Annotated in this window: 39 protein-coding genes; 22 read left to right on the top strand and 17 right to left on the bottom strand. The window is 62.2% G+C overall.

What is annotated here, in order from left to right; genetic code table 11:
- Nucleotides 1–62: 62 nt before the first annotated feature.
- From CCR98_RS07755 to CCR98_RS07690, 13 genes are all read right to left on the bottom strand, one after another.
- Nucleotides 63–590 carry a GIY-YIG nuclease family protein gene (locus CCR98_RS07755; RefSeq protein ID WP_087922144.1) on the bottom strand — a complete coding sequence of 176 codons (528 nt, stop codon included), beginning with the start codon at nt 588–590 and terminating at the stop codon, nt 63–65.
- Nucleotides 590–1,279, bottom strand: coding sequence for a zinc finger-like domain-containing protein (locus tag CCR98_RS07750; RefSeq protein WP_087922143.1), 690 nt, complete (start codon nt 1,277–1,279; stop codon nt 590–592). Before CCR98_RS07750 ends, CCR98_RS07755 begins: the two co-directional genes overlap by 1 nt.
- On the bottom strand, nt 1,266–1,703 hold the full coding sequence (locus tag CCR98_RS07745; protein WP_087922142.1) for a hypothetical protein: 438 nt from the start codon (nt 1,701–1,703) through the stop codon (nt 1,266–1,268). Before CCR98_RS07745 ends, CCR98_RS07750 begins: the two co-directional genes overlap by 14 nt.
- A 211-nt stretch (nt 1,704–1,914) precedes the next feature.
- Nucleotides 1,915–2,364: a hypothetical protein gene (locus CCR98_RS07740; RefSeq protein WP_087922141.1), complete on the bottom strand. Its 450-nt coding sequence runs from the start codon at nt 2,362–2,364 to the stop codon at nt 1,915–1,917.
- Nucleotides 2,361–2,534: a hypothetical protein gene (locus CCR98_RS21030; protein WP_157721508.1), complete on the bottom strand. Its 174-nt coding sequence runs from the start codon at nt 2,532–2,534 to the stop codon at nt 2,361–2,363. The genes CCR98_RS07740 and CCR98_RS21030 overlap by 4 nt, the downstream gene beginning before the upstream one ends.
- Nucleotides 2,534–2,824, bottom strand: coding sequence for a hypothetical protein (locus CCR98_RS07735; protein WP_087922140.1), 291 nt, complete (start codon nt 2,822–2,824; stop codon nt 2,534–2,536). The genes CCR98_RS21030 and CCR98_RS07735 overlap by 1 nt, the downstream gene beginning before the upstream one ends.
- Complete coding sequence (locus CCR98_RS07730; protein WP_087922139.1) at nt 2,824–3,150, bottom strand: hypothetical protein; 327 nt, start codon at nt 3,148–3,150, stop codon at nt 2,824–2,826. Before CCR98_RS07730 ends, CCR98_RS07735 begins: the two co-directional genes overlap by 1 nt.
- A 256-nt stretch (nt 3,151–3,406) precedes the next feature.
- Nucleotides 3,407–3,859 carry a hypothetical protein gene (locus tag CCR98_RS07725; RefSeq protein WP_087922138.1) on the bottom strand — a complete coding sequence of 151 codons (453 nt, stop codon included), beginning with the start codon at nt 3,857–3,859 and terminating at the stop codon, nt 3,407–3,409.
- Complete coding sequence (locus CCR98_RS07720) at nt 3,856–4,122, bottom strand: hypothetical protein (protein WP_087922137.1); 267 nt, start codon at nt 4,120–4,122, stop codon at nt 3,856–3,858. Before CCR98_RS07720 ends, CCR98_RS07725 begins: the two co-directional genes overlap by 4 nt.
- Nucleotides 4,123–4,389: 267 nt before the next feature.
- Nucleotides 4,390–5,658 (bottom strand): DnaB-like helicase C-terminal domain-containing protein, encoded by a 1,269-nt coding sequence (locus CCR98_RS07710; protein ID WP_087922135.1) that lies wholly within the window; start codon nt 5,656–5,658, stop codon nt 4,390–4,392.
- The gene (locus CCR98_RS07705; RefSeq protein ID WP_087922134.1) at nt 5,655–6,332 is read right to left on the bottom strand and encodes a hypothetical protein; all 678 of its coding nucleotides are present in this window, start codon (nt 6,330–6,332) and stop codon (nt 5,655–5,657) included. The genes CCR98_RS07710 and CCR98_RS07705 overlap by 4 nt, the downstream gene beginning before the upstream one ends.
- Nucleotides 6,332–6,514 (bottom strand): hypothetical protein, encoded by a 183-nt coding sequence (locus CCR98_RS07700; RefSeq protein ID WP_087922133.1) that lies wholly within the window; start codon nt 6,512–6,514, stop codon nt 6,332–6,334. The genes CCR98_RS07705 and CCR98_RS07700 overlap by 1 nt, the downstream gene beginning before the upstream one ends.
- A 217-nt stretch (nt 6,515–6,731) precedes the next feature.
- Nucleotides 6,732–7,046, bottom strand: a complete 315-nt coding sequence (locus CCR98_RS07690; RefSeq protein ID WP_155761113.1) for a helix-turn-helix transcriptional regulator — start codon at nt 7,044–7,046, stop codon at nt 6,732–6,734.
- 410 nt (nt 7,047–7,456) lie between these two features.
- On the opposite strand from CCR98_RS07690, the gene CCR98_RS07680 reads away from it, so the two are divergent.
- From CCR98_RS07680 to CCR98_RS07585, 19 genes are all read left to right on the top strand, one after another.
- The gene (locus CCR98_RS07680; RefSeq protein WP_087922130.1) at nt 7,457–8,008 is read left to right on the top strand and encodes a helix-turn-helix transcriptional regulator; all 552 of its coding nucleotides are present in this window, start codon (nt 7,457–7,459) and stop codon (nt 8,006–8,008) included.
- Between the two features lie 295 nt (nt 8,009–8,303).
- Complete coding sequence (locus CCR98_RS07670) at nt 8,304–8,750, top strand: hypothetical protein (protein WP_087922128.1); 447 nt, start codon at nt 8,304–8,306, stop codon at nt 8,748–8,750.
- Nucleotides 8,747–9,163: a hypothetical protein gene (locus CCR98_RS07665; protein ID WP_087922127.1), complete on the top strand. Its 417-nt coding sequence runs from the start codon at nt 8,747–8,749 to the stop codon at nt 9,161–9,163. The genes CCR98_RS07670 and CCR98_RS07665 overlap by 4 nt, the downstream gene beginning before the upstream one ends.
- Before the next feature lie 151 nt (nt 9,164–9,314).
- A complete protein-coding gene (locus CCR98_RS21190; protein ID WP_198361068.1) occupies nt 9,315–10,115 on the top strand; it encodes a hypothetical protein in 801 nt (266 codons plus the stop codon).
- Nucleotides 10,112–10,417, top strand: coding sequence for a hypothetical protein (locus CCR98_RS07655; RefSeq protein WP_087922126.1), 306 nt, complete (start codon nt 10,112–10,114; stop codon nt 10,415–10,417). Before CCR98_RS21190 ends, CCR98_RS07655 begins: the two co-directional genes overlap by 4 nt.
- Complete coding sequence (locus CCR98_RS07650; protein WP_087922125.1) at nt 10,414–10,785, top strand: hypothetical protein; 372 nt, start codon at nt 10,414–10,416, stop codon at nt 10,783–10,785. The genes CCR98_RS07655 and CCR98_RS07650 overlap by 4 nt, the downstream gene beginning before the upstream one ends.
- The gene (locus CCR98_RS07645) at nt 10,782–10,991 is read left to right on the top strand and encodes a hypothetical protein (RefSeq protein ID WP_087922124.1); all 210 of its coding nucleotides are present in this window, start codon (nt 10,782–10,784) and stop codon (nt 10,989–10,991) included. The genes CCR98_RS07650 and CCR98_RS07645 overlap by 4 nt, the downstream gene beginning before the upstream one ends.
- Complete coding sequence (locus tag CCR98_RS07640; RefSeq protein ID WP_087922123.1) at nt 10,991–11,203, top strand: hypothetical protein; 213 nt, start codon at nt 10,991–10,993, stop codon at nt 11,201–11,203. Before CCR98_RS07645 ends, CCR98_RS07640 begins: the two co-directional genes overlap by 1 nt.
- A 536-nt stretch (nt 11,204–11,739) precedes the next feature.
- Nucleotides 11,740–11,862, top strand: coding sequence for a hypothetical protein (locus CCR98_RS21380; protein WP_269767704.1), 123 nt, complete (start codon nt 11,740–11,742; stop codon nt 11,860–11,862).
- Nucleotides 11,859–12,080 (top strand): hypothetical protein, encoded by a 222-nt coding sequence (locus CCR98_RS07635; RefSeq protein ID WP_087922122.1) that lies wholly within the window; start codon nt 11,859–11,861, stop codon nt 12,078–12,080. The genes CCR98_RS21380 and CCR98_RS07635 overlap by 4 nt, the downstream gene beginning before the upstream one ends.
- Before the next feature lie 236 nt (nt 12,081–12,316).
- Nucleotides 12,317–13,018, top strand: a complete 702-nt coding sequence (locus tag CCR98_RS07630; RefSeq protein ID WP_157721507.1) for a hypothetical protein — start codon at nt 12,317–12,319, stop codon at nt 13,016–13,018.
- Nucleotides 13,018–13,422: a single-stranded DNA-binding protein gene (locus CCR98_RS07625; protein WP_087922120.1), complete on the top strand. Its 405-nt coding sequence runs from the start codon at nt 13,018–13,020 to the stop codon at nt 13,420–13,422. Before CCR98_RS07630 ends, CCR98_RS07625 begins: the two co-directional genes overlap by 1 nt.
- 8 nt (nt 13,423–13,430) lie before the next feature.
- Nucleotides 13,431–13,751, top strand: coding sequence for a hypothetical protein (locus CCR98_RS07620; protein WP_087922119.1), 321 nt, complete (start codon nt 13,431–13,433; stop codon nt 13,749–13,751).
- Nucleotides 13,748–14,662, top strand: a complete 915-nt coding sequence (locus CCR98_RS07615) for a hypothetical protein (RefSeq protein WP_087922118.1) — start codon at nt 13,748–13,750, stop codon at nt 14,660–14,662. The genes CCR98_RS07620 and CCR98_RS07615 overlap by 4 nt, the downstream gene beginning before the upstream one ends.
- Nucleotides 14,659–15,030, top strand: coding sequence for a hypothetical protein (locus CCR98_RS07610; protein ID WP_087922117.1), 372 nt, complete (start codon nt 14,659–14,661; stop codon nt 15,028–15,030). The genes CCR98_RS07615 and CCR98_RS07610 overlap by 4 nt, the downstream gene beginning before the upstream one ends.
- Nucleotides 15,023–15,235: a hypothetical protein gene (locus CCR98_RS07605; RefSeq protein WP_087922116.1), complete on the top strand. Its 213-nt coding sequence runs from the start codon at nt 15,023–15,025 to the stop codon at nt 15,233–15,235. The genes CCR98_RS07610 and CCR98_RS07605 overlap by 8 nt, the downstream gene beginning before the upstream one ends.
- 195 nt (nt 15,236–15,430) lie before the next feature.
- Entirely contained in the window at nt 15,431–15,871 is a 441-nt protein-coding gene (locus CCR98_RS07595) for a hypothetical protein (RefSeq protein ID WP_087922114.1), read from the top strand.
- Complete coding sequence (locus tag CCR98_RS07590) at nt 15,864–16,370, top strand: hypothetical protein (protein WP_087922113.1); 507 nt, start codon at nt 15,864–15,866, stop codon at nt 16,368–16,370. Before CCR98_RS07595 ends, CCR98_RS07590 begins: the two co-directional genes overlap by 8 nt.
- 187 nt (nt 16,371–16,557) lie before the next feature.
- Nucleotides 16,558–17,487 carry a site-specific integrase gene (locus tag CCR98_RS07585; RefSeq protein ID WP_087922112.1) on the top strand — a complete coding sequence of 310 codons (930 nt, stop codon included), beginning with the start codon at nt 16,558–16,560 and terminating at the stop codon, nt 17,485–17,487.
- 169 nt (nt 17,488–17,656) lie between these two features.
- Here CCR98_RS07585 and hemN read toward each other — a convergent pair whose 3' ends face one another.
- Together hemN and CCR98_RS07575 are read right to left on the bottom strand one after the other, a co-directional pair.
- Nucleotides 17,657–19,066, bottom strand: coding sequence for an oxygen-independent coproporphyrinogen III oxidase (gene hemN, locus CCR98_RS07580; protein ID WP_087924158.1), 1,410 nt, complete (start codon nt 19,064–19,066; stop codon nt 17,657–17,659).
- 44 nt (nt 19,067–19,110) lie between these two features.
- Nucleotides 19,111–19,551, bottom strand: coding sequence for a group III truncated hemoglobin (locus CCR98_RS07575; RefSeq protein ID WP_014036652.1), 441 nt, complete (start codon nt 19,549–19,551; stop codon nt 19,111–19,113).
- 179 nt (nt 19,552–19,730) lie between these two features.
- On the opposite strand from CCR98_RS07575, the gene CCR98_RS07570 reads away from it, so the two are divergent.
- Nucleotides 19,731–20,018, top strand: coding sequence for a hypothetical protein (locus CCR98_RS07570; protein ID WP_087922111.1), 288 nt, complete (start codon nt 19,731–19,733; stop codon nt 20,016–20,018).
- Complete coding sequence (locus tag CCR98_RS07565) at nt 20,015–21,064, top strand: 4Fe-4S dicluster domain-containing protein (RefSeq protein ID WP_087922110.1); 1,050 nt, start codon at nt 20,015–20,017, stop codon at nt 21,062–21,064. The genes CCR98_RS07570 and CCR98_RS07565 overlap by 4 nt, the downstream gene beginning before the upstream one ends.
- Before the next feature lie 9 nt (nt 21,065–21,073).
- On the opposite strand, the gene CCR98_RS07560 is transcribed toward CCR98_RS07565, so the two are convergent.
- Both CCR98_RS07560 and CCR98_RS07555 read right to left on the bottom strand, forming a co-directional pair.
- Nucleotides 21,074–21,310, bottom strand: a complete 237-nt coding sequence (locus tag CCR98_RS07560) for a hypothetical protein (RefSeq protein WP_005416001.1) — start codon at nt 21,308–21,310, stop codon at nt 21,074–21,076.
- A 353-nt stretch (nt 21,311–21,663) separates the two neighbouring features.
- Nucleotides 21,664–21,873 carry a hypothetical protein gene (locus CCR98_RS07555; RefSeq protein ID WP_087922109.1) on the bottom strand — a complete coding sequence of 70 codons (210 nt, stop codon included), beginning with the start codon at nt 21,871–21,873 and terminating at the stop codon, nt 21,664–21,666.
- Between the two features lie 111 nt (nt 21,874–21,984).
- On the opposite strand from CCR98_RS07555, the gene CCR98_RS07550 reads away from it, so the two are divergent.
- Nucleotides 21,985–22,386: a helix-turn-helix transcriptional regulator gene (locus CCR98_RS07550; protein WP_005415999.1), complete on the top strand. Its 402-nt coding sequence runs from the start codon at nt 21,985–21,987 to the stop codon at nt 22,384–22,386.
- Nucleotides 22,387–22,403: the final 17 nt, after the last annotated feature.

Raw genomic sequence — 22,403 nt, 5'->3', positions numbered from 1 at the left:
TCTGCTCCAACAAAAACGCCCCAGCGGGTGCCGGGGCGTGGGTCGTGCGCGATGATATGAAATTATGCGACTCGAAGTGGAGCGCGCAACTCCACTGTTAGACGGTACTTGTTGTAGGCAGCCACCTTTGCCTTCTTCTGCGCAGACTCCCAGGTCTCTTGCTTCTTCCTGACAGCAACACGGGTGTCTTCGTCGGTCACATCCTTTAGGTCGACTCCGCCAATTGCATCCATGACCTTTTCGATCAACGCGTGCAGAGAGTCCTTTGCCTCTTGCCCCCACTCCAACCGGAACCATTCCCCGGTGGCTGAGTGCTCCTTCATTGCCTCATGCATTGCCATCTCGGCACTCCTGGCGGTCCGGCGACTACTGCAACGGAACGCAATCACCCTGCGAATTGGGATGGGGCAACCGGTTTGGACATGCCTCGCCCGCTTACCTGGGCACTCACTGATTCCAACCTTTATGTACATGGGTCCTTCGCCATCCTTGGCAAACATCACATAGAGGCAGCACTCTTTTGGATCAAGCTCCCGCATGATCCTTGCGGCCTCCACCCGTTCAAGGCGGCTCTCACTGAAAATGAACATTAGGCAGCCTCCCTCCTCAGTGCCGCCTCAAGGGCTCTGCCGGCCTCGGCCTCGGCATCTCGCATCTTTACGAAAAGCCACTCATAGACCCGCTTCCAGCGCTTAGGGAAGTCGGACGGATCCACCTTGATCGCGGCGGCACGCCATGCGTCAAGGATCTTGGCATTGCCGCTGCCCTCACAGGACCTGCATACCGAGTTCTCTCCACGATCCTTGCCGGTTCCATTGCAGTTGGTGCAGCGGTGCCCATGGATTTCACTAACGATGGCCTTGGCAATCAGCGGCAAGCGCTCAGCTGTATTGTTCGGCCAGCACTCGCCACGCACGACGGCCAGCCTGGAACGGCAGCGGTCAACTTCTGCCCGCGCCTCTGCGCTCACTGAGTTACCACCCCAAAGAATGGCTGCCTCGGCCAGCTGGAGGTCAAGGCTCGCCTGCGACACCCGGCGCGACTGACGAGTAAGCTCCGGGCCTACTACTGCCATGACAGAGTTGCGCAGCCCGTTGGCACGGATCGCCGCGCCCCAGGGCCACCAGCAAGCCTCAAGAACCTCTCGTCCCAATCCCTGCGGCACAAACGCCAGCGCCGCCGCAATGTCCTGATTGGTAAGCTCCGCAACGCCACCGTGGCCCGTATCGAACTTGACGGTGGTCGGGTTCAACCTTGCCAGCTTCTCACGAACGTCCATCGCACTTTACCCCCTGAGATAGGAATTCACGGACCAGCAGCGCGAAGCCCTCAAGGCCAACGTCTGCCGTGTATCGGAAAGAATCTTTCCAGTCTTGCCCGGCACTCCATGCCTCGTTCAGCGGGACCACAAACCTCCAACGGTCGTACAGGCCGCGATTGGGGAGGCGGTAGGCGACGCAAGGGATTGCCCTGCGCGCCTGTGCTGCCGCCCGCGCTTGCTCCCACCACGGACCCAGCGTGATCCGCGCCTGGTTCTTGCACTCGATCAGGTACGGGCCAATAAGTTCCTCAATGTCTCCGTGCTGTGCCTGTGCGTATTGCTTGTACTGGCGGGTGGCCTCGACGCCTAGGTATTCGCGCAGGAGGGCGCACAGCTCCCGCTCGGCTCGGGCGCCCTTTGATCTTGAGTAGGCGCCAGTCATGGATGCATCCAGCGCAAAGTTCTCTTACCTCTAGTCTGATATGGCATATCCTTCCAGAACCCTCGCATAGACTCCCAACTCCCGTCCTCATTGAAACGGACCCACCAAGTCTTCTGCGCTCGCTCCTTGTCATCGATTGGCTTGCCATCCCACATGACACAAAACTCTGTCTCCGGGAGCCATGTGCACTCAATCGTAGTTCCTTCGATCTTCACGCAGCCTCCCGGCACTCGGCCCTGATTGCATCCACCAGCTCGCCGTAGCCAACCTCCCGCAGGTATTGGTCCTGCACCTCCTGCCATGCCTCGGTCCCACGGAACGGAACATCAGGCAGCACATCGGCGGTCCAGCAACGGAAGTCCTTTGCGAACTTGAACGACGGGCCGAACACTTCCCGCATTTCGTCGTCGCCCCAGAACATCACCGGAATGCCGTCGTGGTGCCAGTCGCCCAGCGACACGACCGCCCACTGTCCGATCTGCCGCTGGCCGTGGAGGTCCCCGACGTTACGATGATGGACACGGGTATGGCCGCACTGTCCCACTCCCTCCCGCTGCATCCCATGCTTGATCCGCCACCGGCACACCACGCAGCCCAGCGAGCGGGCCGCATCCTGATACGCCTGTTCCAGCTTGTTCGGCTTTCCGATAGCGCGCCTCATGACACCCTCCGGTCGTCCTCGTTGGCCTGATCCCATCCAGCCGTCCACGCAATCCCAGGCTTGCCGATGAATGGATTGTCGGAGATCGGCTTGCCAGACAGTCGTGCCGAATAGCCCTGATTGAACGGATAGGCGTACTCGGCCTTGGTCTTGTAGTCGGAGAAGTCCATTACGGCACCTCCGGGCGGGCGTTCATCATCAGCTTCCAGCACTGAGCGGCGCCTTGCTTCTCGATGCACTGCTGCCCGTTCGCGTCTGGCGGCTCAACCCAGCCACCCGCTCTTAACATCGCCTCAGTCGGCTCCACCGGCACCAGCACGTAGCCCTCGGGCGGCGTGAATCTCTGGAGCGCCCAAGCTTCGGCGCGAGCGAATGCGTCGAAGTCGTGGGAAACGTCGGGTTGTCCGCGCCCCATCCAGTAATCGGCCCAGGAAAGGCCTGTTACATTCGGCTCAGTCATCACTGCTTCTCCCCGGCGAGGTCGGCGCGGCGGTAACGCACTACCTGCAAGCCATGCGCCTCGGCATACGACTTCGCAGACGCTTCTGTCAGGGCATCCATACTGTGATCGATCACCAACCACACCTCCTCTGGCCCAACCGGCTCGGAGATGATGGCGTAGATAGTCGATTCCCAATTCCAGCAAATCTCGTAACCATCCCCCATCTCATAGAAGGGCTCAGTGCTCCATATGCCACGCAGCGCGACCCTCCGCCCCTCAGCCGCAAGCCGCATAACCTCGGCCTTCCCCGCCGTAGTGCTGGTGTCGATCTGTTCGAGGTTCATGCTGCGTCTCCGCTTGACCCTAACTCAGGCCGCATCTGTTCGATCCTGGTATTTCCATCCCCGCCATAGGCAATGCATCGACCATCCCACCCATCCCTGAAATCGGACTTCTCTTTGATTTCGTGTGTCGCACCAAGGAGTGGGCCCGACGAGTCGCGAACGATATCTCTGGCGAGATCACTCGCAATATCGGTAGCAATATCCTCGTCCTCGGCGCAGACAACAGCTACGTAAGTAAGCTCCACATTCCACATCCTCATGCTGCTACCCTCTGCTTGTTCTGCGGCTCGGGGAACTCCAACCACACGCCAAGCCTCTGGTAATGGCGCTGGACTGATTCCAGGTACTGCGAAAGCTGCGGAGTGGTCATCAGCGACGTAACCGGGAACCACTCCATCAGGATCAACTTGTCCTCGTAGGCCATCGGCTTCACCGCCTTGTCGTACTTGGCGCGGAACTCGTCGTCCTCGGCGCGGAGGATCGGCACGCCCATGGTCAGCTTGCAGAAGGCCTTGACGCCTAGGGGCGTGTCCTCGCGAAGCTCGCGGGCAACCTGCTCGTACCACGCATGGCTGATCGCATTCTGGTCCAGGCTCCGCGCCTTCCCGTGCGTGATGCTCACCGTCAGGTACTTGCGCTCTTTGAACTGCTCGCGGAGCTGACCGACTGCCGACTGCAGGGCGGTCTCGGAGTTGATGATGAGCTTCACGCCATCACCTCCTGCAGATTGTCCATCAGCTGCTGGAAGGTGAACTCGCTCGGGGCTGACCCTTCGGGGAGGATGGGGTCGAGCACGAATGGAGCCTGGTATTTCTCGACGTACCAGTCGTCCTCGCCAGCAGCGCTGATTTCCCAAACAGGGTCACTTCCCACGATTCCATCGCCGATGATCCTTGCCTCAGTGCCGGCCAGATGCGGGAACTCGCCCGACAACTTGATGCGCACCCTCTGCCCCACGAAGAACTTGCTCATTTCTCACCCCCAATCCATGCCGCCGAGTGGAATTTCACTGCGGGAGCTGGTGTAGACGCAGAAATCCTCACGAACGCAAAGAACTTGCTCATTTCCTGTTCCTCCTGATCTGCTCGTCTCGTTCGTCCCAGCCAGACAGCCAAGCCCGGCGAAGCTCCAGTCCGTCCTCGCCCATGGCGTAGAGCGGGACCGAGTTGCGGTCCTTGTGTGCGTCGCGCATCCACCGGCCGGTCTGGCTGGCGCGCTCTAGTTCGATTGCGGAGGGCATCAGAAGTCCCTCCCAAGGTCGGCGAACCGCATCGTTTCGCTCAGGAAAGCGACCTTCTTGAACCCGGTCGGCCCGTGGCGGTTCTTTTCGATCAGAACCTCAGCCACGCCCTTGTCCGGCGAGTCGCGGTTGTAAACTTCATCGCGGTACAGCATCAGGATCTGATCCGCCTCGCGGGTCAGCTCGTCACTGTTGGCAAGGTCGCCAGCGTTCGGGCGCTTGTCGTTGCGCGTCTCGACACCCTTCACGACCTGGGCCAGAGACACCACCGGAATGTTCAGCGAGCGGGCCAGATCCTTCATGCCCTGCGCGACCAGCGACACCTCGGTGATGCGGTCGGCTCGCGGAACGCGGATGCGCTGGGCGTAGTCGATGAACAAGATCCCAATGTCATTGGCGTGCTTCCACTTCCGGGCAACGCCAATCAGTTCGTCCAACGTCACGGCGGACCGGTCATAGATCCACATGTCACGCGGCAGAGCCTTTGCCATGCCCGCCTGCATCAGGCCCCAGTCCTCGTCGTTGAACTGGCCCGAGCGCAGACTGCTTGCCGACACCGAGGAAACCATCGACAGGCGACGTAGTGCCAACTGCACGGCGGGCTGTTCTGCGCTGATAACGCCGGGTCGCTTTCCGACCGAAGCGGCAGCCTCCACCAAACCGCCTAGGAACGCCGTCTTGCCCATCGCAGGACGACCCCCTACCACCGTAAGGTCGGAGTCGTGCCAGCCGCCAAGAATCTCATCCAGGGCCTTCAGGCCGGTAGTGATGCCCGGGAGGTTCCCCCCGTTCTCGTGAGTGCGTACAACTTCCTTCCACGCCTGCTGCATCGCCTGCTTGCCGGTGAACTCGCAGTCGGCCACGGTCGCGTTCAGCGAGAGCAGCTTCGCCACCGCCACGTCCACCGCGTCCTCCTCGCCAGCCTTGGCGCTGGACACCAGCTGCAGGCCAGCCTGCACCGCCTCACGACGGCGCCAGTTCTCGCGGACGATCCGGGCGTACAGGACCACCGACGACGCGCTGGGCACGTTCGCCGCCAGACTTAGGGCCATGTCGAAGTGATCCGGCGACAACTCGCCGATGGTCACCGCGTCCGCATCCTCGCCAGCCAGCACACGGTCGCGAATCAGGCCGAACAGCTCCGACCGCTGCCGCGAGGTGAAATGGTCGGCGCCAATCAGCGGGGCAATGTCGTGGAATCGCAGGTTCTCCAGCAGCAGGCCACCCAGCACTGCCTCTTCTGCGAAGGCGGGGGTCACGTCGCTCACAGCTCACGCCTCCCGCCGCCAGCCTGGTGCAGCTGTACGACCTTGGTCGGCAGCTTCGCCCAGTTCTCCCGGATGGCCTCCATGAACGCAGCGTCCCAGTCGGCGTAGGTGTACCCCTTCGCCGTGGCTTTGGCCCGGAAGGATTCCAGGTGTTGCTCCAGTCGGTCGTGCCCCTTCTCGGATGCCCATGACCGGACACGTGCCGAGATTCCGAAGTCAGCGGGAAGAACGCTTTTCGAGGGTGCCCGCTTGCGTGTCGCGTCACCTGACGCGTGTTCCTTCCCTTCCCTTCCTTTCCCTTCCCTTCCTCCCTGCGTGTCACTGACACGTAGAGACGCGTCACTGACGCGTTCTGACGCGTCAGGTTCTGGCAGTGAAGATGCCGTTTCACGCGGATTGATGTGCTGATGGGCGGCAAACTTGGGGATGAATGCGAAGCCATCGCCGTAAGGAATGACGAGTCCCGACGCGACAAGCTCGCGTGCCAACGCGTCAATGTCGCAGTCATCAGCCGGGAAATAGCGCAGCTTGAACGTGCGCGGCTTCCAGGTGAGGCGCCCCTCCCTGTCCGCCTCGCACCACAGCGCGACGTACAGCAGGCGAGCCATAGGGGACAGTGCGCAAATGTCCTCGCTGGTGAAAAATTCCGGCTTGATAGTCCGAATGCGGGCCATTACGCGACCTCCCCAAGGTCAAGCTGCGGCGAAGGCATGCGCCGCTTTTCTGCTCGCGCCATTTCGGCAGCACGCAGAGAGTTGAATTGCGCCAGTTCCACCTCGGTGAGCGGAGGGGCAGCCAGCAGTTCCTCAATGTCAGGAATGGGCAGGCCGTCCATGGCCCTGGCGATGTGCTTCATTAGTGACGGCTCCGCTGATGCTCCTCGTTGCACAGGTACTCCTCGCTGCAGCCAGAGCAGAACCGGAACACGACGCCATTGCTTGCCACGTGGCAGGGGTGTTCCTCGCACTCGGAGCAGACCGGAGGCGCGGATACAGGACGGTTAACGTGGGCCAGAATTGCCAGCTCACGCTCCTCGGTTTCGCGCTCGCTGGCGCGGTCGAATTCATCAGCACTCACGCGACTTTCCTCATGGTGTGGGAGGCGATCTGCGCAATCCGGTCCACCTCACGCGGGGTGCCGGTAGCGACGCGCAGCGCCATCTGGAGATCCCGGTACTGGCGAACGACGTTCCAGCCAGTAGCCGAGCAAAAGCGGGAGAGCATCTTCACGGTCATGGTTCGCTGGCCCTGCTTCATCAGGGTCAGGTAGACCTTGCTGATGCCCATGCGGGCGGCAATCTCGGCCTGCGTCAGGCCGCTGAGGACGATGCCAACCGCGATGGCGTCTTCCTCGGACTCACACATACGCACCGTCTTCTCGTCAGCCATCCGAGGCTGCGGGAGGCTTGATAGCACTGGGATTTCACGCTGGATTACGTCCGTTTTCATCCGTTCACTTCCGTTAACACGAGGGCTAAGGCGAAAAAGAAGGCCCGTCCCACGAGGGAACGAGCCGAGAGAGAGATGGATCAGTTACGCAGCACGGTCTTGCTCCCCTTCCAGGGACTGGAACAGGTCAGGACGCAGCAGGCGGAGCGTTTGCAGGCGGGCCTTAGGAATTCCCCGGCCCTCCTGCTTCCACTCGCTAACAGACGGCGGCTTGATATCGAAAAGGCGAGCAACTGCTGCCGTTCCACCCAGTGCGGCGATGAGCTTTTGGCTGTCCATGACGCGAGTATAGGCTCACCTATGGCCGTGTCAATAGGCTCGCCTATTTTTCTTTTCAGTAGGCTTGCCTAATGGAACCTTGGGCAGAACGAATCGAGGCGGTCCTCCGTGAAGGGAGGGCGCGAGGCCTTACAAAGACTGGGCTCGCAAAGGCCTGTGGGAAGGCGCAGCCGTCCATTTCCCAATGGTTCAACGACAACGAGTCCAAGCCCGCCACCCAGATGATCATGGCGGACAACCTCATCGCAGCAGCCCGCTACCTTGGCGTTACCCCCGAGTGGATCATGACCGGATCTGACTGGTTCAACCGGGACGCGGAAGCTTCTCAGCCTGTGCGAATGGACGTCTCTAAGATTGCTGAGACGGCGAAGATTCTAAGGACTGTCTTCGAGCGGCGCGGGGTAGCTTTTGACCCGGTGGAAGACGCGGACGTGTTTGCCGAGGTCTATGCCCTGCTCGATCAGATGCCTGTCAATCCAAGCCAAGAGGCGAACGTGGCGTTCACGGCCACGGTCATTGACCTGGTAGCTAAGAGATTGGAGAGGGGCGATGGACGAGGATCGGGTAAGCAGGATCGTGGATCTGCTGGAAAGCAAGTTGTCCGAAAGGTTGGGGTCGCGTAGGCGCCCCGGACTGCGACTGGTCGAGTGTCACCCTCCCCCGCTGGGGCTTGATGCCATTACGAGGGAGTCGCATTGCAAGATGATCCGCCACATCCGGTGGAGGAGAGGCCGAGCCACCCAAGTCATCATCGATCAAGCATGCTTTGGCTTGGCGGGTATTGAACAACTTGATGATGACCACCTAGTTGCGTTGCACAGGAACATGGAGCGGGCAGAGGACTGCATTCGAGAGGGCATCTCGTTTGAGGATGCCGGTCTTATTTCATCAACGTTCGACTAACAGGGAGTGTGCGTCATGATGCGCTTGAGCTTGTTTGCCATTGCTGTGCTTGCATCTGCAACTGCGCAGGCCGGGAACTGGAAGCCTGACTCGGCTTCCGGATTCAGGGCGGCCTCGACCATGGATAAGCATGGAAACCAGTTTGGTGTGACCTGTAAGGAATCTGGCGGCGCTTGCGTGTGGGTCATCAAGACCAAGAAGGAGTGCCGCGCGGCGGGACAGTTTGATATCAAGATCATTACGGACGGAGTCCCCATTCCCTCCAAGGTCCAGTGCTTCCCCAGAGAAGGCGAGGATCCCGCGTTCTTTGCAATCAGCAACTTCGACCAGGTCATGCAGCTGATTCCGCTCAGCAAAACGCTTGCGTTTGAGTCTGATGCACAGCCTCTTGTTAGCTCAGGTCCTTTCCAGGTTGAGGACACTGACGGAGTCCTCGCTAGGCTGGCGGAGGACACAAAGTGAAACTGATCGCGCTGGCCCTGCTCTCTGCCGCTAGCGCAAATGCGGCAGATGGCATTCAGGCTGTTCCTAGCGATGAACTTTGCATCGCGATGGCTGTCGGCATGATCACTGGTAGCCAGGAAGTGAAGGATAGCGTTAGGCCTGAGCTGGAGCGCCGCTCGGAGACATGCGCTCCGGCAGACATGTACATCAAGATTGCCGAGGCCCGCATCGGCTTTATGCAGGCGAAAGCAGCAACACCCCAACCTCCTGCGCCGGAGCCTAAGCCATCGATGCGCCAGAGGATTGGTCAAGCGGCTGACGCATATCTCGAGCTTCAACGGCAGCAGCAGCTACAGCGCCAAACCAGGCCGGTCCCAACGACCACGACCTGCAATAGCTTCGAAGGCATGACAACATGCCACACGTGGTGACCACCGCTCTTTGATTCTGAACAAAAAGTTATCTGTTCAGAATTTTATGCCCTGAAATATAGGCTGGCCTATTGCGCATCTCCATAGGTGCGCCTATTGTTCTCCCAACGCCACACCACAGCCCATCCCGGGCCGGGGCTTGGAGATCGAGATGAGCCAGGAAGTCCTCACCGCATTCCACTTCGTCGCCGACACCCTCCGCGACGGTCGGCCGGTCCCGGCTGACGGCGAGCTGCTGGTACACGACGGCGACGTTGAACTGTGCGCCCAGGGCCTGCATGCAAGCATCGACGCATTCGACGCCCTGCAGTACGCGCCGGGCAACACCCTGTGCTTGGTCGAGCTGAGCGGAGCCATCGTTCGCGGTGATGACAAGGTGGCTGCCAGCGAGCGCCGGATCATCAAGCGCATTGACGCCGAGCCGCTGATGCGCGAGTTCGCACGCTGGTCTGCTCTGCAGGCCATCGAGTTGTGGGATGCGCCAGAAGTGGTTCGGCAGTATCTGACCACGGGTGATGAGTCGCTCCGGGCCGCCGCATGGGCCGCCGCACGGGCCGCCGCATGGGCCGCCGCACGGGCCGCCGCACGGGCCGCCGCACGGGCCGCCGCATGGGCCGCCGCACGGGCCGCCGCACGGGCCGCCGCACGGGCCGCCGCATGGGCCGCCGCATGGGCCGCCGCACGGGACGCCGCATGGGACGCCGCACGGGCCGCCGCATGGGCCGCCGCACGGGACGCCGCATGGGACGCCGCATGGGACGCCGCACGGGCCGCCGCATGGGCCGCCGCACGGGACGCCGCATGGGACGCCGCATGGGCCGCCGCACGGGACGCCGCATGGGACGCCGCATGGGACGCCCAGCGCGAGCGCTTTAACAAGATGGTTCGTGGCGCTTTCGGTCTTCCGCTGGAAGGTGAGCTGATCGCTGCTGGTAAGGCGGGTGAGGTATGAGCGCCCCTGTCGATGTGCTGGCCGCCATGGTGACGCTGTGCTCGTTCGGCGGCGGCTTTGAGGCCCGGCGCGTTGTCGCGGAGTTCAACATCCCGCGTTCTACGAGCGTCATCCGATCCCACCTCCGCCCTGCAACCACAGCCCAGGTCCGTGCGGCACTGAAAAAGGCGGAGCGTGCCGGCGAAGTTGAGCGAGTAGCCGTGGCGCCGTCCTGGCGCGAGTGCGGCGCAGCTGCTGATGCTGAGCTGCACTGGCGGATCACCCCGAACGCCCTCGCCCGCGTCAAAGGCGGTGCCGCATGAACGCCGACTGGCACATTTCCCGGCGCGACTCGGAAGAGGATTTCCGTGATCCGCGCGAGGTGCATATCGCCGAGCGAGCCGCCGAGCTTCTGGCCGAGTACCAGCGCGACGACGAAAAGATCGTTGAGGCGGTGAAGGAGTTCATGGCCTACGGCGACGGTGAGGATCACGTCCGGGCTACCTGGGTCTTCCTCTGCGCCTACCGCAACACCGAGACCGACCGTGGCATCGCCGACGCAGCCAACGCGCTGGCGTCCGACCTGCAGTCCTACATCAACCCGATCCTGCGCGAGTGGGCCGAAGACAAGGCCCGCGAGGAAGTGGCGCAGAACGAGGCAAGCCAATCCGAAGTAAGGAGCGCGGCATGAGTACCTTGACGTTCCCGCAGGACGGTGACGCGCTGCGTCGCCTTGGCAACATCCGCTGGCTTGCCAACACGAACCACATGGATGAGCGCGCTGTGGTGCGCGAGTTCATGGAGGCCGGATGCAGCTACGAGAAGCAGGGCGAACTGTACGAACGCGCCCGCCGCCAGCGCATGAACCTGGGCCACGGGCCGAAGGGGGCAGCGTGATGAAACGCGGAGATAGCAGTGCTTATCCGTGCAAATACTCGATTAACGGGGGTATTGGCCTGACCAAGCGCGAGCTTTTTGCGGCGATGGCGATGCAAGGAATTCTTGGCAACTCTGATCCTGATATCTGCGGCTGGAGCAATCAAGAGGTCGCCAGGTTTGCAGCAGATCAAGCCGACGCGCTGCTGGATGCGCTGGAGAATTTGAAATGAAGCCGGATTGGAAGGATGCACCGGAGTGGGCCCAATGGCTTGTTCTTGATAGCGACGGCCGGTGGACTTGGTTCCAGAACATGCCGACATGGTACTGGCACAAGAATATGTGGACGGATTCGCTTCTTGGGTTTGTCGATGTAGCAGGGCCGGCTGAGATACGCCCGCATCAAAGCTTGGAGCCGCGCCCATGAGCCGCTTCCTCCGCTCCCCCTACGCCCCGCTGGCAGCAATGGCGCTGATCGCGGCCTACGTGCTGACGAAGCTGGCACTCATCGTTAATGGAGTTGTGTCGTGACTACCTGGAATCCGATTTCTACTGCGCCAAAGAACACCCCCGTACTCATCTACGCAGGAGGGCAGCAGTTCGTTGCGTGGTTGCAGGACGACGCATCCGACGAAGAGCGGGATGAGGACGATGGAAATTCCGACCTCAATGGGATGTGGTGTGTAACTGATAACAAGCTTGGCCCGTTTGCACTTCGCGGAAGCCGCCCGACCCATTGGCAGTCACTTCCTGCAGATCCGGAGGGAGCATGACGCCGAACTCCGAACTTGACCGCCTCTTCCCCGCCATCCCGAAGCCCGATCCGCTGGGCGACGAGGTAGACGCCGACGAGACGAACCACGGTATTTGCGCACAGGGGGATGAGGAATGAAGGCGCACTACATGGTACTGGCTTCGTGCATCGGCCTGATCGTCTTCCTCTGCTGGGCAGCGTGGTTCACCTACAAGTACGAGGCGTATTACATCACGGCCTGCGCACTACTTGTCGCCCTGATCGATGCGTTCTTCATCTACGACGAGCTGCACATCATCCGCAAGAAGCGAAACGACCGATTCAAGCAGTCGCCGCTCACCACCGAGCGGGGCTGAGTTCTACGGAGGGCGGCGTGGTGGGTCACACGCAACCTGGAGCCGGTTCGAATCCGGCCCCTCCACCCAATCCCCTGCCCTGTCGCTCACAAGCGCTGGCACCTACATAGAGGCACCGATGGACGAGTGGCAGAAAACCCCGATAGCGATGCCGCCCATGACTGACGAGGACGGCGAGGAATACGCCCGACAGGAAGCCCTGGACGGCCACTACGAGACTGACGACAGGTAACGACATGGCAGACATTCCTAACCTTGCTGGCGTGGCTACCGCTGAACTGGTCGAGAAGATCGTCGGCGGCTCGTTCCAGGCTTCCTACATCAACTGGTCCCGGACCTTGAACCTGCTGCGCGAGCATGCTCCGGGCTGGTTGCCGGAATCGGTGCCGAACCATAGTGGCGCCATCCTGCATGAGGCCCCCGTCGGGGCATACCTGCTGATCCGATTCCGCCATGTGGATGGAACGGTGACGCCGGAAGTCCCGCAGGCAGTGATGGACAGCCGGAACGCGGCGATCCCGATGCAGAAGATCACTGCCCGCGATATCACCGACACGCACCGTCGCGGCGTCTGCCTCGCTGCCGCACTGACCTTCGGCCTTGCCTACGAACTGTGGGCGAAGGTGGCTCTGGAGTCGGGGTATCAGGCAGAGCCGGAACAGGCAGACGACCAGCCGACAGCCGAGGAAATCCGCCGCATTAAGTGCGAGGAACTGTGCGAGGCGAATGCCGAAAGCATCGAGGCAATTCGCGACGGACTCGACTCAGGCGACTACGTGAAAGCTGCTGAAGCTTGGTACGAGCTTGACCAGGACACCATGCGCGGCCTGTGGGTTGCTCCCTCCAAGGGCGGCCCGTTCACGACCAAGCAGCGCGAAATCATGAAGTCCGCCGAATTCACCAAGTACCGCCCCACTGCCGAACAGGAAGCCGCCTGATGAACAACTTCTCCGCTGTAGGCCGCATTGGCCGTGATGCCGTTACCCGCTTCACTCAGGCAGGCAAGGCCGTCACCGGCTGGGCTCTGGCCGTGGATCGTGGATTCGGTGACAACAAGCAGACCGTCTGGCTGGACTGCACCTTGTGGGGTGATCGTGGTCAGAAGCTGGCCGAACACATCCGCAAGGGTGATCGCCTGGGCGTGGTCGGCGAGATCGGCACCCGCGAACACGACGGCAAGACCTACGTGACGCTAGACGTGAAGGACGTGACGCTACTCGGCGGCAAGCAGGAAGGCCAGTCAGGCGGCACCAGCTCCCGCCGAGGCGGTCAGGAGCAGAGCGAGCGGCCGCAGCAGCAGGCGCCGGTCAGCGACTTCGACGACGACTCGATCCCATTCTGAGGTGAGCCATGAGCAACGAGATCACTAGGTTCAACCACGTGACCGATTGGGGGATGGAGCGTGATTCTGACGGCGACTACGTCCTCCACTCCGAGCACGAGGCAGAGGTAGCCCGCCTGCGCGCTGAGGTGGAATGGATCCGCTCTTGGTTGCCAGCAATGAAGGTTTTGGTCAGCGCCGTGGAGGAAGAGTTCTGCAGCGAATTGACAGAGGCATCTGAGCCGGATAACTCCAAGGTTAGCTATCCGGAAGAAGATTGCCCGATCACCTTCGGCATGATCCGCGAGGCCCGAAAGGCCATCGACGCCGCAATGGGAGCATCCGCATGACCACCGACAACAAGACCCTGGCGGACGTGCAGCCCGGTGGGAGGGTGAGGCTGGGGGATCAGCGTTCCGACCTGGTTCCGGGCATCGTGCGCTGTGCGAAGTGCCAGTTCCAGCTTGCGCGGTCGAACCTCAACATGCACAGCGGCACCGTGACTGCTGGCGACAGCAAGACGGAGCCGTGCCCGAATGGCTGCGGCCCGCTGTGGCCGGTGACGTGGGAAACGTGGGCGCGTGAGGGCTGGGCCGAGGCCGAACGACTGCACCTGGAGAATGCCGCCCTCTCCGCCCAGCCCTCCCCGGGTGGTCAGGGGGATGCAATCACCCCGGCCATGGTCGATGCCGCTGCCAGTGTGCTCGCCAGGTGGGCAGGCCACGACGACGGCAGCCGTTGGGTACATGAGGCACGCGACGCGCTGGAAGCCGCACTCGCCGCCCGCCAGCTGGTGGACGACCGCTTCCCCGGCGGTTTCGCAGATGCCATTGCATACGTCAACCAGATCGAAGAACTTGCCGAAGGTATACACACCCAAGTGTTCGGACATGAGTCTGATGGCGAGACCGGGGCGACCACTGTCTTGCAGATGGTTAGCTATCAGCTCGCCGAGAAGCCCGCGCAGGCCATAGACGCCCGCCAGCCGGTGGGGGAGCCGGTTGCGTGGATGACCCACCACGACGAGCCGATGCTGTTCCCGACCGCCGCTGAGGCTGCCGCCTACTGCGAGGATGACGAACAGCCGGTGCCGCTGTTCCGCTCGCCCGCGCAGGCCGTGGACCTGGGGCAGTTGCAGCGGTTCGACCATCAATTGTTTGAGAACCCTTGGCCTTATAGCGGGATGGAAGATGCTGTCGAAGGCAATTGGGTTCGCTTCGATGACGTGAAGGCCCTGATCGACAAGGCGGTGGGCAAATGAGCTGGTTCAGTCGGTGGACCAAAGGTCAGGCCTCACTGGAGGATGCGATCACAGATGCGAAGGTCGCTATTAGCACGCACCTGCACTCTCTGCCGGTAGATGTTGTTGAGCATGTCACCGAGTTCAGAGACGGCATGCGTGACCGACAGAACGGCACAAATGGGCACTATGAAATGCGGCGTTGGCTACAACGGCTAAAGGACCTACGCGCTCGCCTAGCCCATCTGGAGAGGGCCGAGGTAATGCGTAGCCAGATTGCTGCCCACCTTGGTATGAAGCCCGACAAGGTGGATATGGATGAGCTTCTGCGCCTTTTGCGTGAGGCTGACGCCCACGGAGAAAGCGAGCCGGAGCCGACCCATGGCTGACCAGCTGCTCACCGCTGCAATGGAGGACCGCACGATTTCTGCATCAGATTCACTCGCGAATGCAGTTCAGGCCCATCTCGACGCCCTGTCGCTGATGGACGCGGCTAGCCAGGACGGGGTCAATGTCCACGGAGCGGTTTCCAATTTGATCGGGACACAGGAAATGCTTCGGCACGCCCTCAGCGAGTATCGGAGGACCGCATGACCTGGAAGCCGATCAGCAGCGCGCCGAGGGATGGGACAGAGATTCTGATCTATGACGCTAGGACTGGATCGTACGAGGTAAGCAGCTATTGGACGGATACGCCCAGATATTGGGACGGGCATTGGGGTGACGGCGAGTATGAGCATAGCCCCACCCACTGGATGCCCCTCCCCGAGCCGCCGAAGGAGACCGACGATGGACGTTGAACAGAGGGCGCGGGAGATGCTGGCTGCGGAGTGGAGAAAAAGGATCGATTTCGGCGCTCCCGATAGCTTCGCGACCTACATGGTTGAAGTTATCGAGAATGGCGGAATGGACAACAGCCCCGATATGCGCGCCATCATCGCCGCTCTCACGCCGCCCGAGGGCCATGTGGTCGTGACCCGCAACGAGGCAGGCCAAGCCGTGGCAGTCACCCGCCAGGACGACGAGGGCCGAGTTCTGTCGGTGATCGCAGAGTTTGAGGCACCCGAGGGCTACGTGCTGGTTCCGGCAGAGCCTACTGAGGCGATGATTGAGGCATCTATGATCCGCGTCGAGCTAGCCAAGAGATGCGGCCCTGGCACATTGAAGGTTCTTGGCGCACGCGCATGGGATGCCATGCTCGCTGCAAGGCCGGAGGTAAACAATGACTAACTCAAAACCAGCTTACGGCGACCTTGAACAGCGCATCGAGGCACTGGAGGAAGAGCTGTCCTTCCAGAGGCGCAGCGAAGGCCGCTCATTCTACGAGAAGTTCATCGACGCAGCGGCAGGGAACGGCATCGAGATGCTGACGGAGGTGGGCTATGAGATGGCCGCACGCATCGGCGACCTGGAGTGCCAGCGGGATGAGCTTGTTGCGGAAAACGCCCAGCAACTGACCATGTTGCTTGATCTGGGTAGGCGCCTCAACATTGCGACTGGGGCGATCAAGTCGACCGTGGCCCTTGAGGTAGACGGTTGCGCGGATGACGCTGAGCGCGATCATTGCTGGTGCCATACATGCAGAGACAAGCGTCCACTCAATCTGAATGAAATTCGTATGGTCCTTTGCCCTACATGCAGGAATAAGCGCTGTCCCAAGGCCAACGATCACCGCAATGAATGTTCGGGCAGTAATGAGCCTGGGCAGAAATGGAGCGCATATCCGTGAGCGCCGCTGAGAAGCTGATGACCCTCGCGCAGGCTGCAGAGCACTGTGCCTGCCATCCTCGGACACTTCGGCGCGCCATCGACATAGGCGAGCTGGCTGCGTGTCGGCTAGGTCAGGGGAAGAAGTCGGATCGCATCCATCCAGTAGACCTAGCCGTATGGCTGGGCAAGTGCAAGGTAAAGACCCAATGCCAGTCACCAAGCGTGCCAATGGCCACTATCAAGTTACCGTCGGATACGGCGGAAGAACGCATCGCAAGACTTCTCGACACTGGTCGTTCAAAGACGCGAAAGAGTACGAACGCAAGTACCTCGCCGCAATCAAGGACGTTGCGGCTGGTCGAGAGCCGGAACGGATGATCCCTGAGGGCGTGGAGAAGTTCCTAACGGATCATGTTCCCCGCCTTGGCTCACAGGCCAAGACCAAGGCCCATATCAGGGCACTCATGCCATACGTGGCTGGTCGAAAGATGAAGGAGATTGCCCAGGTATGGGCTGAGATCAAGGCGGCGGAGATTGGGAAGGCCCCCGCCACGGTAAACCACAAGGGGCGCATCCTGCGGCAGATCAGCCGGATGGCGTGGCGCGAATGGGGGTGGCTGGAACGGCCTGCTGCGATTGGCCTGCTGCCGGAGAAGCCCCGCGAAACGTTCCTGACGCTCGATCAGGTCGAGGCGCTGGCAAGGGCATGCCCCAACGCTTCAGCGGGCGACTACGTACGTCTGGCAGCATACACAGGCATCCGGCGCGGGCATCTACTCCGCCTGACAGCCCATGACGTGCGCGGTGGGTTCATCCACCTGGACCGCACCAGCAAGACTCGGACGCTCCAGATGGTCCCGCTGCATCCCAAGGTTGCAGGTATCGCGGCCCGGCTCCCGCTGGGCGCATCAGACGATCAGGTTCGGGATTCGTGGGCCAAGGCGCGCGAGGCGTGTGGCCTGCAGCACGTCCGCTGGCATGATTTGAGGCACACGTGCGCCTCATGGCTCGTCCAGGCTGGAGTTCCACTGCACACGGTATCTGAGGTGCTTGGGCATAGCTCTATGGCGATGACTAGGCGCTACGCCCACTTGTCGCCGGAACACCTGTCAGACGCCATCAAAAAGATGGCCTGATACTGTGCAGTTGTTGTGCAGCCTATACCTCAGAATCATGGAAATTGTTCAGTAGCTGTCGCTTGCGAATCAGTATCTTACGATGGATCGTGTGACTTAAAATCCGCCGGGGGCAACCCCATGCCGGTTCGATTCCGGCTCCGGGCACCAAGGCTTTTGCGACGAAACCTCAGATCGCACGCGAGTAACGCGGCTGCTCGTGGGCGGCACGCAGGTACGGGTCGAAGCACATCGCCAGCAGCCGCAGCAGCGGCCGCCCCGGCTCGCTGGCGCGCACCACACCGTCGCGGTATTCAGCCAAGCCGTCGTCCTGCAGTCGCTGCACCGAACGCAGGTCTTCGGCGAAGTACTGTTCGAAATCGACGCCATGGCGTTGGCCCAGCACGGCACCGTCCACCTCGCCCTGGCACATCAGCTGCTGGATGAGTTCGGCGCGCAACTGGTCGTCGGCGCTCAGCGCCACTCCGCGCCAGACCGGCAGCTGGCCCTGGTCCACCGCGTCCTCCCACGACGGCAGGTCGCGCGGATTCTGGCTGTAGGTCGCACCGATGTGGCTGATTGCACTCACGCCCAGGCCGAGCAGATCGGTATCGGCGTGGGTGGTATAGCCCATGAAATTGCGATGCAGCTGGCCGGCACGCTGCGCACGCGACAGATCCTCTTCCGGCAACGCAAAGTGATCCATGCCGATGTACTGGTAGCCGGCCGACGAGAGCCTCTCCACCGCCAGGCCCAGCAGCGCCAGCTTGTCTTCCGGCGAAGGCAGCCGGCTCTCGTCGATCTGCTTCTGCGCACGGAACAGATGCGGCAGGTGTGCGTAGCCATACACCGCCAGGCGATCCGGTCGCAATGCCAGCACTCGTTCCAGGGTGCGGCCGAATCCTTCAAGGCTCTGCCCCGGCAACCCATAGATCAGGTCGACGTTGACCGAGCGCATGCCGCTGTCGCGGCACGCGCGCAGGATGTCCAGCGTCTGCTGCACGCCCTGTATGCGGTTGATCGATTCCTGTACGTGCGGATCGAAATCCTGCACGCCCAGGCTGGCCCGATTGAAGCCCAGCCGCGCCAGCATGGCCACGTCGCGGGTATCGATGAAGCGCGGATCGAGCTCTATCGAGAAATCGCGCTGCGGCGAATCGCTGAAATCGAAGCGCCGGCGCAGCCCCTCCACCAGCGTGGTCATCGCCTCGGCATCAAGGAAGTTCGGCGTGCCGCCACCCAGATGCAGCTGGATGACCTCGCGGCCGTCCTCGAACTGTGGCGCCAGCAGGTCGGCCTCGGCCAGCACACGCGAGACGTAGCTGTGGCCACGGCCGCGATCGCGGGTGATCACCCGGTTGCAGCCGCAGTAGAAACAGGGACTGGAACAGAACGGCACGTGCACGTACAACGACAGCGCGCGGGCCAGTTGGTTGCTGTCGGCGATCGCCTGGCGCAGTGCCGGCGCGTCGAAGCCATCATGGAAATGCGGCGCGGTCGGGTACGAGGTGTAGCGCGGGCCCGGCCGGTCGTGCCGGCGCAGCAGGTCGGGGTCGAAGGTCCAGGCTAGGCCACCGGCGGCGGGAGAGAACGTGTCCATGCCGCCAGCATCGCGCCGGGCGGCCTGCGCCGCCTTGACCCAGATCAATCCTTGGCAGGGATGCCCAGCACCGGCAGGCCCACCTGCGGCCAGCGCAGCATCTGGTAGCGCTTCCAGAAGGTGTCACCGATGCGCGCGGCCACGTCGTTGGCCAGCTCCTGCATCGGCGGGTTGTTGCACTCGGCGGTGGTGATCCGGAACAGCACCAGCCAGCGATCGAACAGATCCTTGTCCAGCTCGATGGCCATGTGCTTGGACATCGGCGAGCCCTTGAAGCGGCGGGTACCGCGCAGCATCGCCGACCAGAAATCGACCAGCTGCGCCAGATGCTCCGGCCAGTCGTGGACGTGCGCCTCGAATACCGGCCCCAACCGCTCTTCCTCGCGCACGCGCGCATAGAAGTCGTGCACCAGGCGGGTCACTTCCTGCTCGGTGCACAACTCGGGCGAGGCGACGGGAAGAACAGGCGGTGGTGTTGCGTTCATCGGGGTACCCAAAGCGTGCCGGCAGTGTGCCCCAGCCGGGCCGCACCGCCGTTGATCCAGATCAATGTCGGCGCAGTCCGCTGCACCTAGGCTGGCACGCTTGCAGGAAGCATGCCCTGCGGATGCTGCGCCGTCCTCGGCGGAGTATACGCGCCGCCCTCATTCCGATCCGGGACAGCATGAACAGACCCTCTCCCAGCCGCCGCCAGCAGCTGATCCAGCACTGGGGCGCCATCCTCTGGCCCAGCTTCATCGCCGCGGGCCTGGCCAGCGTGGTGTTCTTCGCCTTCGTCGACCCGTTGCGATTGCAGGCGATCAGTTTCCCGGGCACGCCGATCAGCCGTGAACTGGGCTATACGGCAGGGTTTTTCATGTTCTGGTCGGTGACGGCACTGTCCAGCGCGGTCACTTGGTACCTGCAGCGCCCGATGCCCAGCGACGACGACGACGAGCTGCCGCTGGGATGAGCATGCCCTGCACTGGAATTCCACGCCCTTGGCGTTGGCGCGGCGCGCTCAGCGTGCTCCTGCTGGCCCTGTTCTATGCGCTGCCATGGCTGCGCTGGAATGGGCGCCAGGCCCTGCTGCTGGACATCAATACACGGCGCTTCGACCTGTTTGGCTGGACGCTGTGGCCCGGCGATGTCGACGTGCTGATCGGGTTGCTGGCGGTGCTGGCGGTCGGCCTTGCGCTGCTCACCCACCTCGCCGGCCGCATCTGGTGCGGCCACGCCTGCCCGCAGACGCTGTGGCGTCGTGCCTTCGACTGGATTGCGCACGGCATGGCCAAGGTCTTGCCCGTACCGGCCGTGCGCCCTGCCACCCAGGTGGCCTGGGGGTTGCTGTCGCTGTGGACCGGCATCACCTTCGTCGGCCTGTTCAGCCCGATCGGAGAACTGGTGGACGCTGCACCACACGCCGGCTGGAGTGGCTGGGAAACGTTCTGGGTGTTCTTCTATGCCGCAGCTACCTGGGGTAATGCTGGCTTCCTGCGCGAACAGGTGTGCCGTTCGCTGTGCCCATTCGCACGCATGCAGCCACTGCTGACCGATCCGTACACGCCCCGCATGTTGTACGACGCGCGCCGCGGCGAACCGCGCGGCATGCGCCCGTCGGGCCTGGGTGGCGTGCTTGGCCGCGGCCGCGGCCTGCTCGACCCGACCACCGCGCAGGACTACGTATTCCGTGCGGCGCATCCGCTGCTGGCCGGACCGATGCCCACTTTCAGCGCCGACCGCTTGGGCGACTGCACCGATTGCGCCGCCTGTGTCAGCGCCTGCCCGATGCAGCTGGACATCCGCCAGGGACCGCAGGCCGATTGCCTGGCCTGCGGCGCCTGTCTGGACGCCTGCTCGCGGCAGCAGCACCAGGCCGGTTTCGGCTCGGGGCTGGTGCGCTACTGCAGTCCGCAGGCCTTGGCCGGGCAACCGCGGCAATGGTGGCGACCGCGGACCCTGGCACTACTTTCGATGCTGCTGGCGCTGTTGGCCTGTGGCGCCTGGCGCCTGCTTTGAATCAACGGATCAACGCGGCCCGTTGGCGTGCGGCGGTACCAGCTGCGCACGTCGGACAATGCCGAGCTGCTCGATGATCAGCGCCATTTCATTGGTGACCTCGGTACGCTCGGTCCCCTGCGGGACCAGGCGATCCAGCACCTGCTGGTAGGTATCCCAGAACGCCGGACCGCATCCGTGTTTGTGATAACTGGCTTCCAGTTCGCGGCGTACCCGTTCAGCCAAGCCATGCATGCCGTATTCCATACGACCTCCGTTGGACTTGTTCTGCATCGTTGACGGTCTACCGACTCACTTGCGAGCTACTGAAAGACTCCCGGACTTCACGCCCGGTTGATGCCAATTAGTCATAGATTTCACGACAGGTCAATTACATGCAGCGACTTTCGTGATCGAAATTATTAATCGTTCACGAAACCACATACGGGATGACAGGGTCCCCGGATGGGGCGGACCCGACACACTACCCGATGCCGCCAACCCCTGTTCCAGTAGGCACTACCGATGGCCAAGCTCCGTTCCATCGAAGTTTCCTATATTGCTAAGCATACTTAGCAAACCACGCTTAGAGTGCTATATGCGACAAAATGCGGCGCAGTTCAGGCCTCTTGGGCCTCTGCGGCCTCTGTCGCCGGGAACAGATTGGGGTAGCGCTGATGCAGGATGTATTGGCGCAGCGCAGGAATCGGGAAGTCCTTGGGCCATTGCGACACTGCAGATCGGCTTATGCCAAAGAAGCGCGCCAGTTCGGCATCGGTCCGGAAGCCCAGCCGGGCGCGCACTTGCCCCTTGCTCCAGAAATCGGTCACGGTCGGTCCTTCTGTTAACCAGACTTATTCTTGGAACAAGGGATCTTTGCGATCCACGCGTTAAGCTGGCTTGCATAGATGAATACTCTCGGCCAACGACTCGCCATTGCCATGAAGAAAGCCGGGCACCCTCGCCCGGCCGATCTGGCCCGCGCCGCCGATTCGACGACGGCAACCATCAGCAACTGGCTCAACGACCATGTCAGCCCCGCCCATGTGAAGGCCGAACAGCTGTTCCGCATCGCCGATGCGGCCAAGCTGGACGCGCGCGAACTGCTGTACGGCGTGAGCGGGCTTGGCGTCGGTGAACGGGGCAATACCTATATCCCCAGCCAGGCCCACCTGGACGTCTGGCAGGACGCCTACGAACTGGTCAGCCACCTGGTGGAGGAGAAAGGGCTGGAGATCGATCATCGCCGCCACGCGGCATTGGACCTGCTGGCCTTCGAACTGCTGATGGACGGCTTCAGCCGCAGCAAGGTCATCCGGGTACTGACGACCTCGATGACGTGAATGCACTGCCGCTGGTA

It is taken from the genome of Stenotrophomonas sp. WZN-1 (genome assembly GCF_002192255.1).
Taxonomy (GTDB): domain Bacteria; phylum Pseudomonadota; class Gammaproteobacteria; order Xanthomonadales; family Xanthomonadaceae; genus Stenotrophomonas.
Note: the sequence above shows the minus strand (reverse complement) of the source record. Positions and strands in the feature narration are given on the sequence as shown.

Excerpts from the sequence above, each read along its gene's own strand:
- CCR98_RS07740 (WP_087922141.1), bottom strand. The coding sequence starts at position 2,364 with ATGAGGCGCGCTATCGGAAAGCCGAACAAGCTGGAACAGGCGTATCAG.
- CCR98_RS07615 (WP_087922118.1), top strand. The coding sequence starts at position 13,748 with ATGACCACCGACAACAAGACCCTGGCGGACGTGCAGCCCGGTGGGAGG.
- CCR98_RS07620 (WP_087922119.1), top strand. The coding sequence starts at position 13,431 with ATGAGCAACGAGATCACTAGGTTCAACCACGTGACCGATTGGGGGATG.
- CCR98_RS21380 (WP_269767704.1), top strand. The coding sequence starts at position 11,740 with ATGACGCCGAACTCCGAACTTGACCGCCTCTTCCCCGCCATCCCGAAG.
- CCR98_RS07735 (WP_087922140.1), bottom strand. The coding sequence starts at position 2,824 with ATGACTGAGCCGAATGTAACAGGCCTTTCCTGGGCCGATTACTGGATG.
- CCR98_RS07690 (WP_155761113.1), bottom strand. The coding sequence starts at position 7,046 with ATGGCTGACGAGAAGACGGTGCGTATGTGTGAGTCCGAGGAAGACGCC.
- CCR98_RS07605 (WP_087922116.1), top strand. The coding sequence starts at position 15,023 with ATGGCTGACCAGCTGCTCACCGCTGCAATGGAGGACCGCACGATTTCT.
- CCR98_RS21190 (WP_198361068.1), top strand. The coding sequence starts at position 9,315 with ATGAGCCAGGAAGTCCTCACCGCATTCCACTTCGTCGCCGACACCCTC.
- CCR98_RS07655 (WP_087922126.1), top strand. The coding sequence starts at position 10,112 with ATGAGCGCCCCTGTCGATGTGCTGGCCGCCATGGTGACGCTGTGCTCG.
- CCR98_RS07570 (WP_087922111.1), top strand. The coding sequence starts at position 19,731 with ATGAACAGACCCTCTCCCAGCCGCCGCCAGCAGCTGATCCAGCACTGG.
- CCR98_RS07650 (WP_087922125.1), top strand. The coding sequence starts at position 10,414 with ATGAACGCCGACTGGCACATTTCCCGGCGCGACTCGGAAGAGGATTTC.
- CCR98_RS07645 (WP_087922124.1), top strand. The coding sequence starts at position 10,782 with ATGAGTACCTTGACGTTCCCGCAGGACGGTGACGCGCTGCGTCGCCTT.
- CCR98_RS07590 (WP_087922113.1), top strand. The coding sequence starts at position 15,864 with ATGACTAACTCAAAACCAGCTTACGGCGACCTTGAACAGCGCATCGAG.
- CCR98_RS07670 (WP_087922128.1), top strand. The coding sequence starts at position 8,304 with ATGATGCGCTTGAGCTTGTTTGCCATTGCTGTGCTTGCATCTGCAACT.
- CCR98_RS07705 (WP_087922134.1), bottom strand. The coding sequence starts at position 6,332 with ATGGCCCGCATTCGGACTATCAAGCCGGAATTTTTCACCAGCGAGGAC.
- CCR98_RS07550 (WP_005415999.1), top strand. The coding sequence starts at position 21,985 with ATGAAGAAAGCCGGGCACCCTCGCCCGGCCGATCTGGCCCGCGCCGCC.
- CCR98_RS07630 (WP_157721507.1), top strand. The coding sequence starts at position 12,317 with ATGGCAGACATTCCTAACCTTGCTGGCGTGGCTACCGCTGAACTGGTC.
- CCR98_RS07700 (WP_087922133.1), bottom strand. The coding sequence starts at position 6,514 with ATGAAGCACATCGCCAGGGCCATGGACGGCCTGCCCATTCCTGACATT.
- CCR98_RS07720 (WP_087922137.1), bottom strand. The coding sequence starts at position 4,122 with ATGAGCAAGTTCTTCGTGGGGCAGAGGGTGCGCATCAAGTTGTCGGGC.
- CCR98_RS07560 (WP_005416001.1), bottom strand. The coding sequence starts at position 21,310 with ATGGAATACGGCATGCATGGCTTGGCTGAACGGGTACGCCGCGAACTG.
- CCR98_RS21030 (WP_157721508.1), bottom strand. The coding sequence starts at position 2,534 with ATGGACTTCTCCGACTACAAGACCAAGGCCGAGTACGCCTATCCGTTC.
- CCR98_RS07585 (WP_087922112.1), top strand. The coding sequence starts at position 16,558 with ATGCCAGTCACCAAGCGTGCCAATGGCCACTATCAAGTTACCGTCGGA.
- CCR98_RS07755 (WP_087922144.1), bottom strand. The coding sequence starts at position 590 with ATGTTCATTTTCAGTGAGAGCCGCCTTGAACGGGTGGAGGCCGCAAGG.
- CCR98_RS07750 (WP_087922143.1), bottom strand. The coding sequence starts at position 1,279 with ATGGACGTTCGTGAGAAGCTGGCAAGGTTGAACCCGACCACCGTCAAG.
- CCR98_RS07595 (WP_087922114.1), top strand. The coding sequence starts at position 15,431 with ATGGACGTTGAACAGAGGGCGCGGGAGATGCTGGCTGCGGAGTGGAGA.
- CCR98_RS07680 (WP_087922130.1), top strand. The coding sequence starts at position 7,457 with ATGGAACCTTGGGCAGAACGAATCGAGGCGGTCCTCCGTGAAGGGAGG.
- hemN (WP_087924158.1), bottom strand. The coding sequence starts at position 19,066 with ATGGACACGTTCTCTCCCGCCGCCGGTGGCCTAGCCTGGACCTTCGAC.
- CCR98_RS07565 (WP_087922110.1), top strand. The coding sequence starts at position 20,015 with ATGAGCATGCCCTGCACTGGAATTCCACGCCCTTGGCGTTGGCGCGGC.
- CCR98_RS07635 (WP_087922122.1), top strand. The coding sequence starts at position 11,859 with ATGAAGGCGCACTACATGGTACTGGCTTCGTGCATCGGCCTGATCGTC.
- CCR98_RS07745 (WP_087922142.1), bottom strand. The coding sequence starts at position 1,703 with ATGACTGGCGCCTACTCAAGATCAAAGGGCGCCCGAGCCGAGCGGGAG.
- CCR98_RS07640 (WP_087922123.1), top strand. The coding sequence starts at position 10,991 with ATGAAACGCGGAGATAGCAGTGCTTATCCGTGCAAATACTCGATTAAC.
- CCR98_RS07625 (WP_087922120.1), top strand. The coding sequence starts at position 13,018 with ATGAACAACTTCTCCGCTGTAGGCCGCATTGGCCGTGATGCCGTTACC.
- CCR98_RS07730 (WP_087922139.1), bottom strand. The coding sequence starts at position 3,150 with ATGAACCTCGAACAGATCGACACCAGCACTACGGCGGGGAAGGCCGAG.
- CCR98_RS07575 (WP_014036652.1), bottom strand. The coding sequence starts at position 19,551 with ATGAACGCAACACCACCGCCTGTTCTTCCCGTCGCCTCGCCCGAGTTG.
- CCR98_RS07610 (WP_087922117.1), top strand. The coding sequence starts at position 14,659 with ATGAGCTGGTTCAGTCGGTGGACCAAAGGTCAGGCCTCACTGGAGGAT.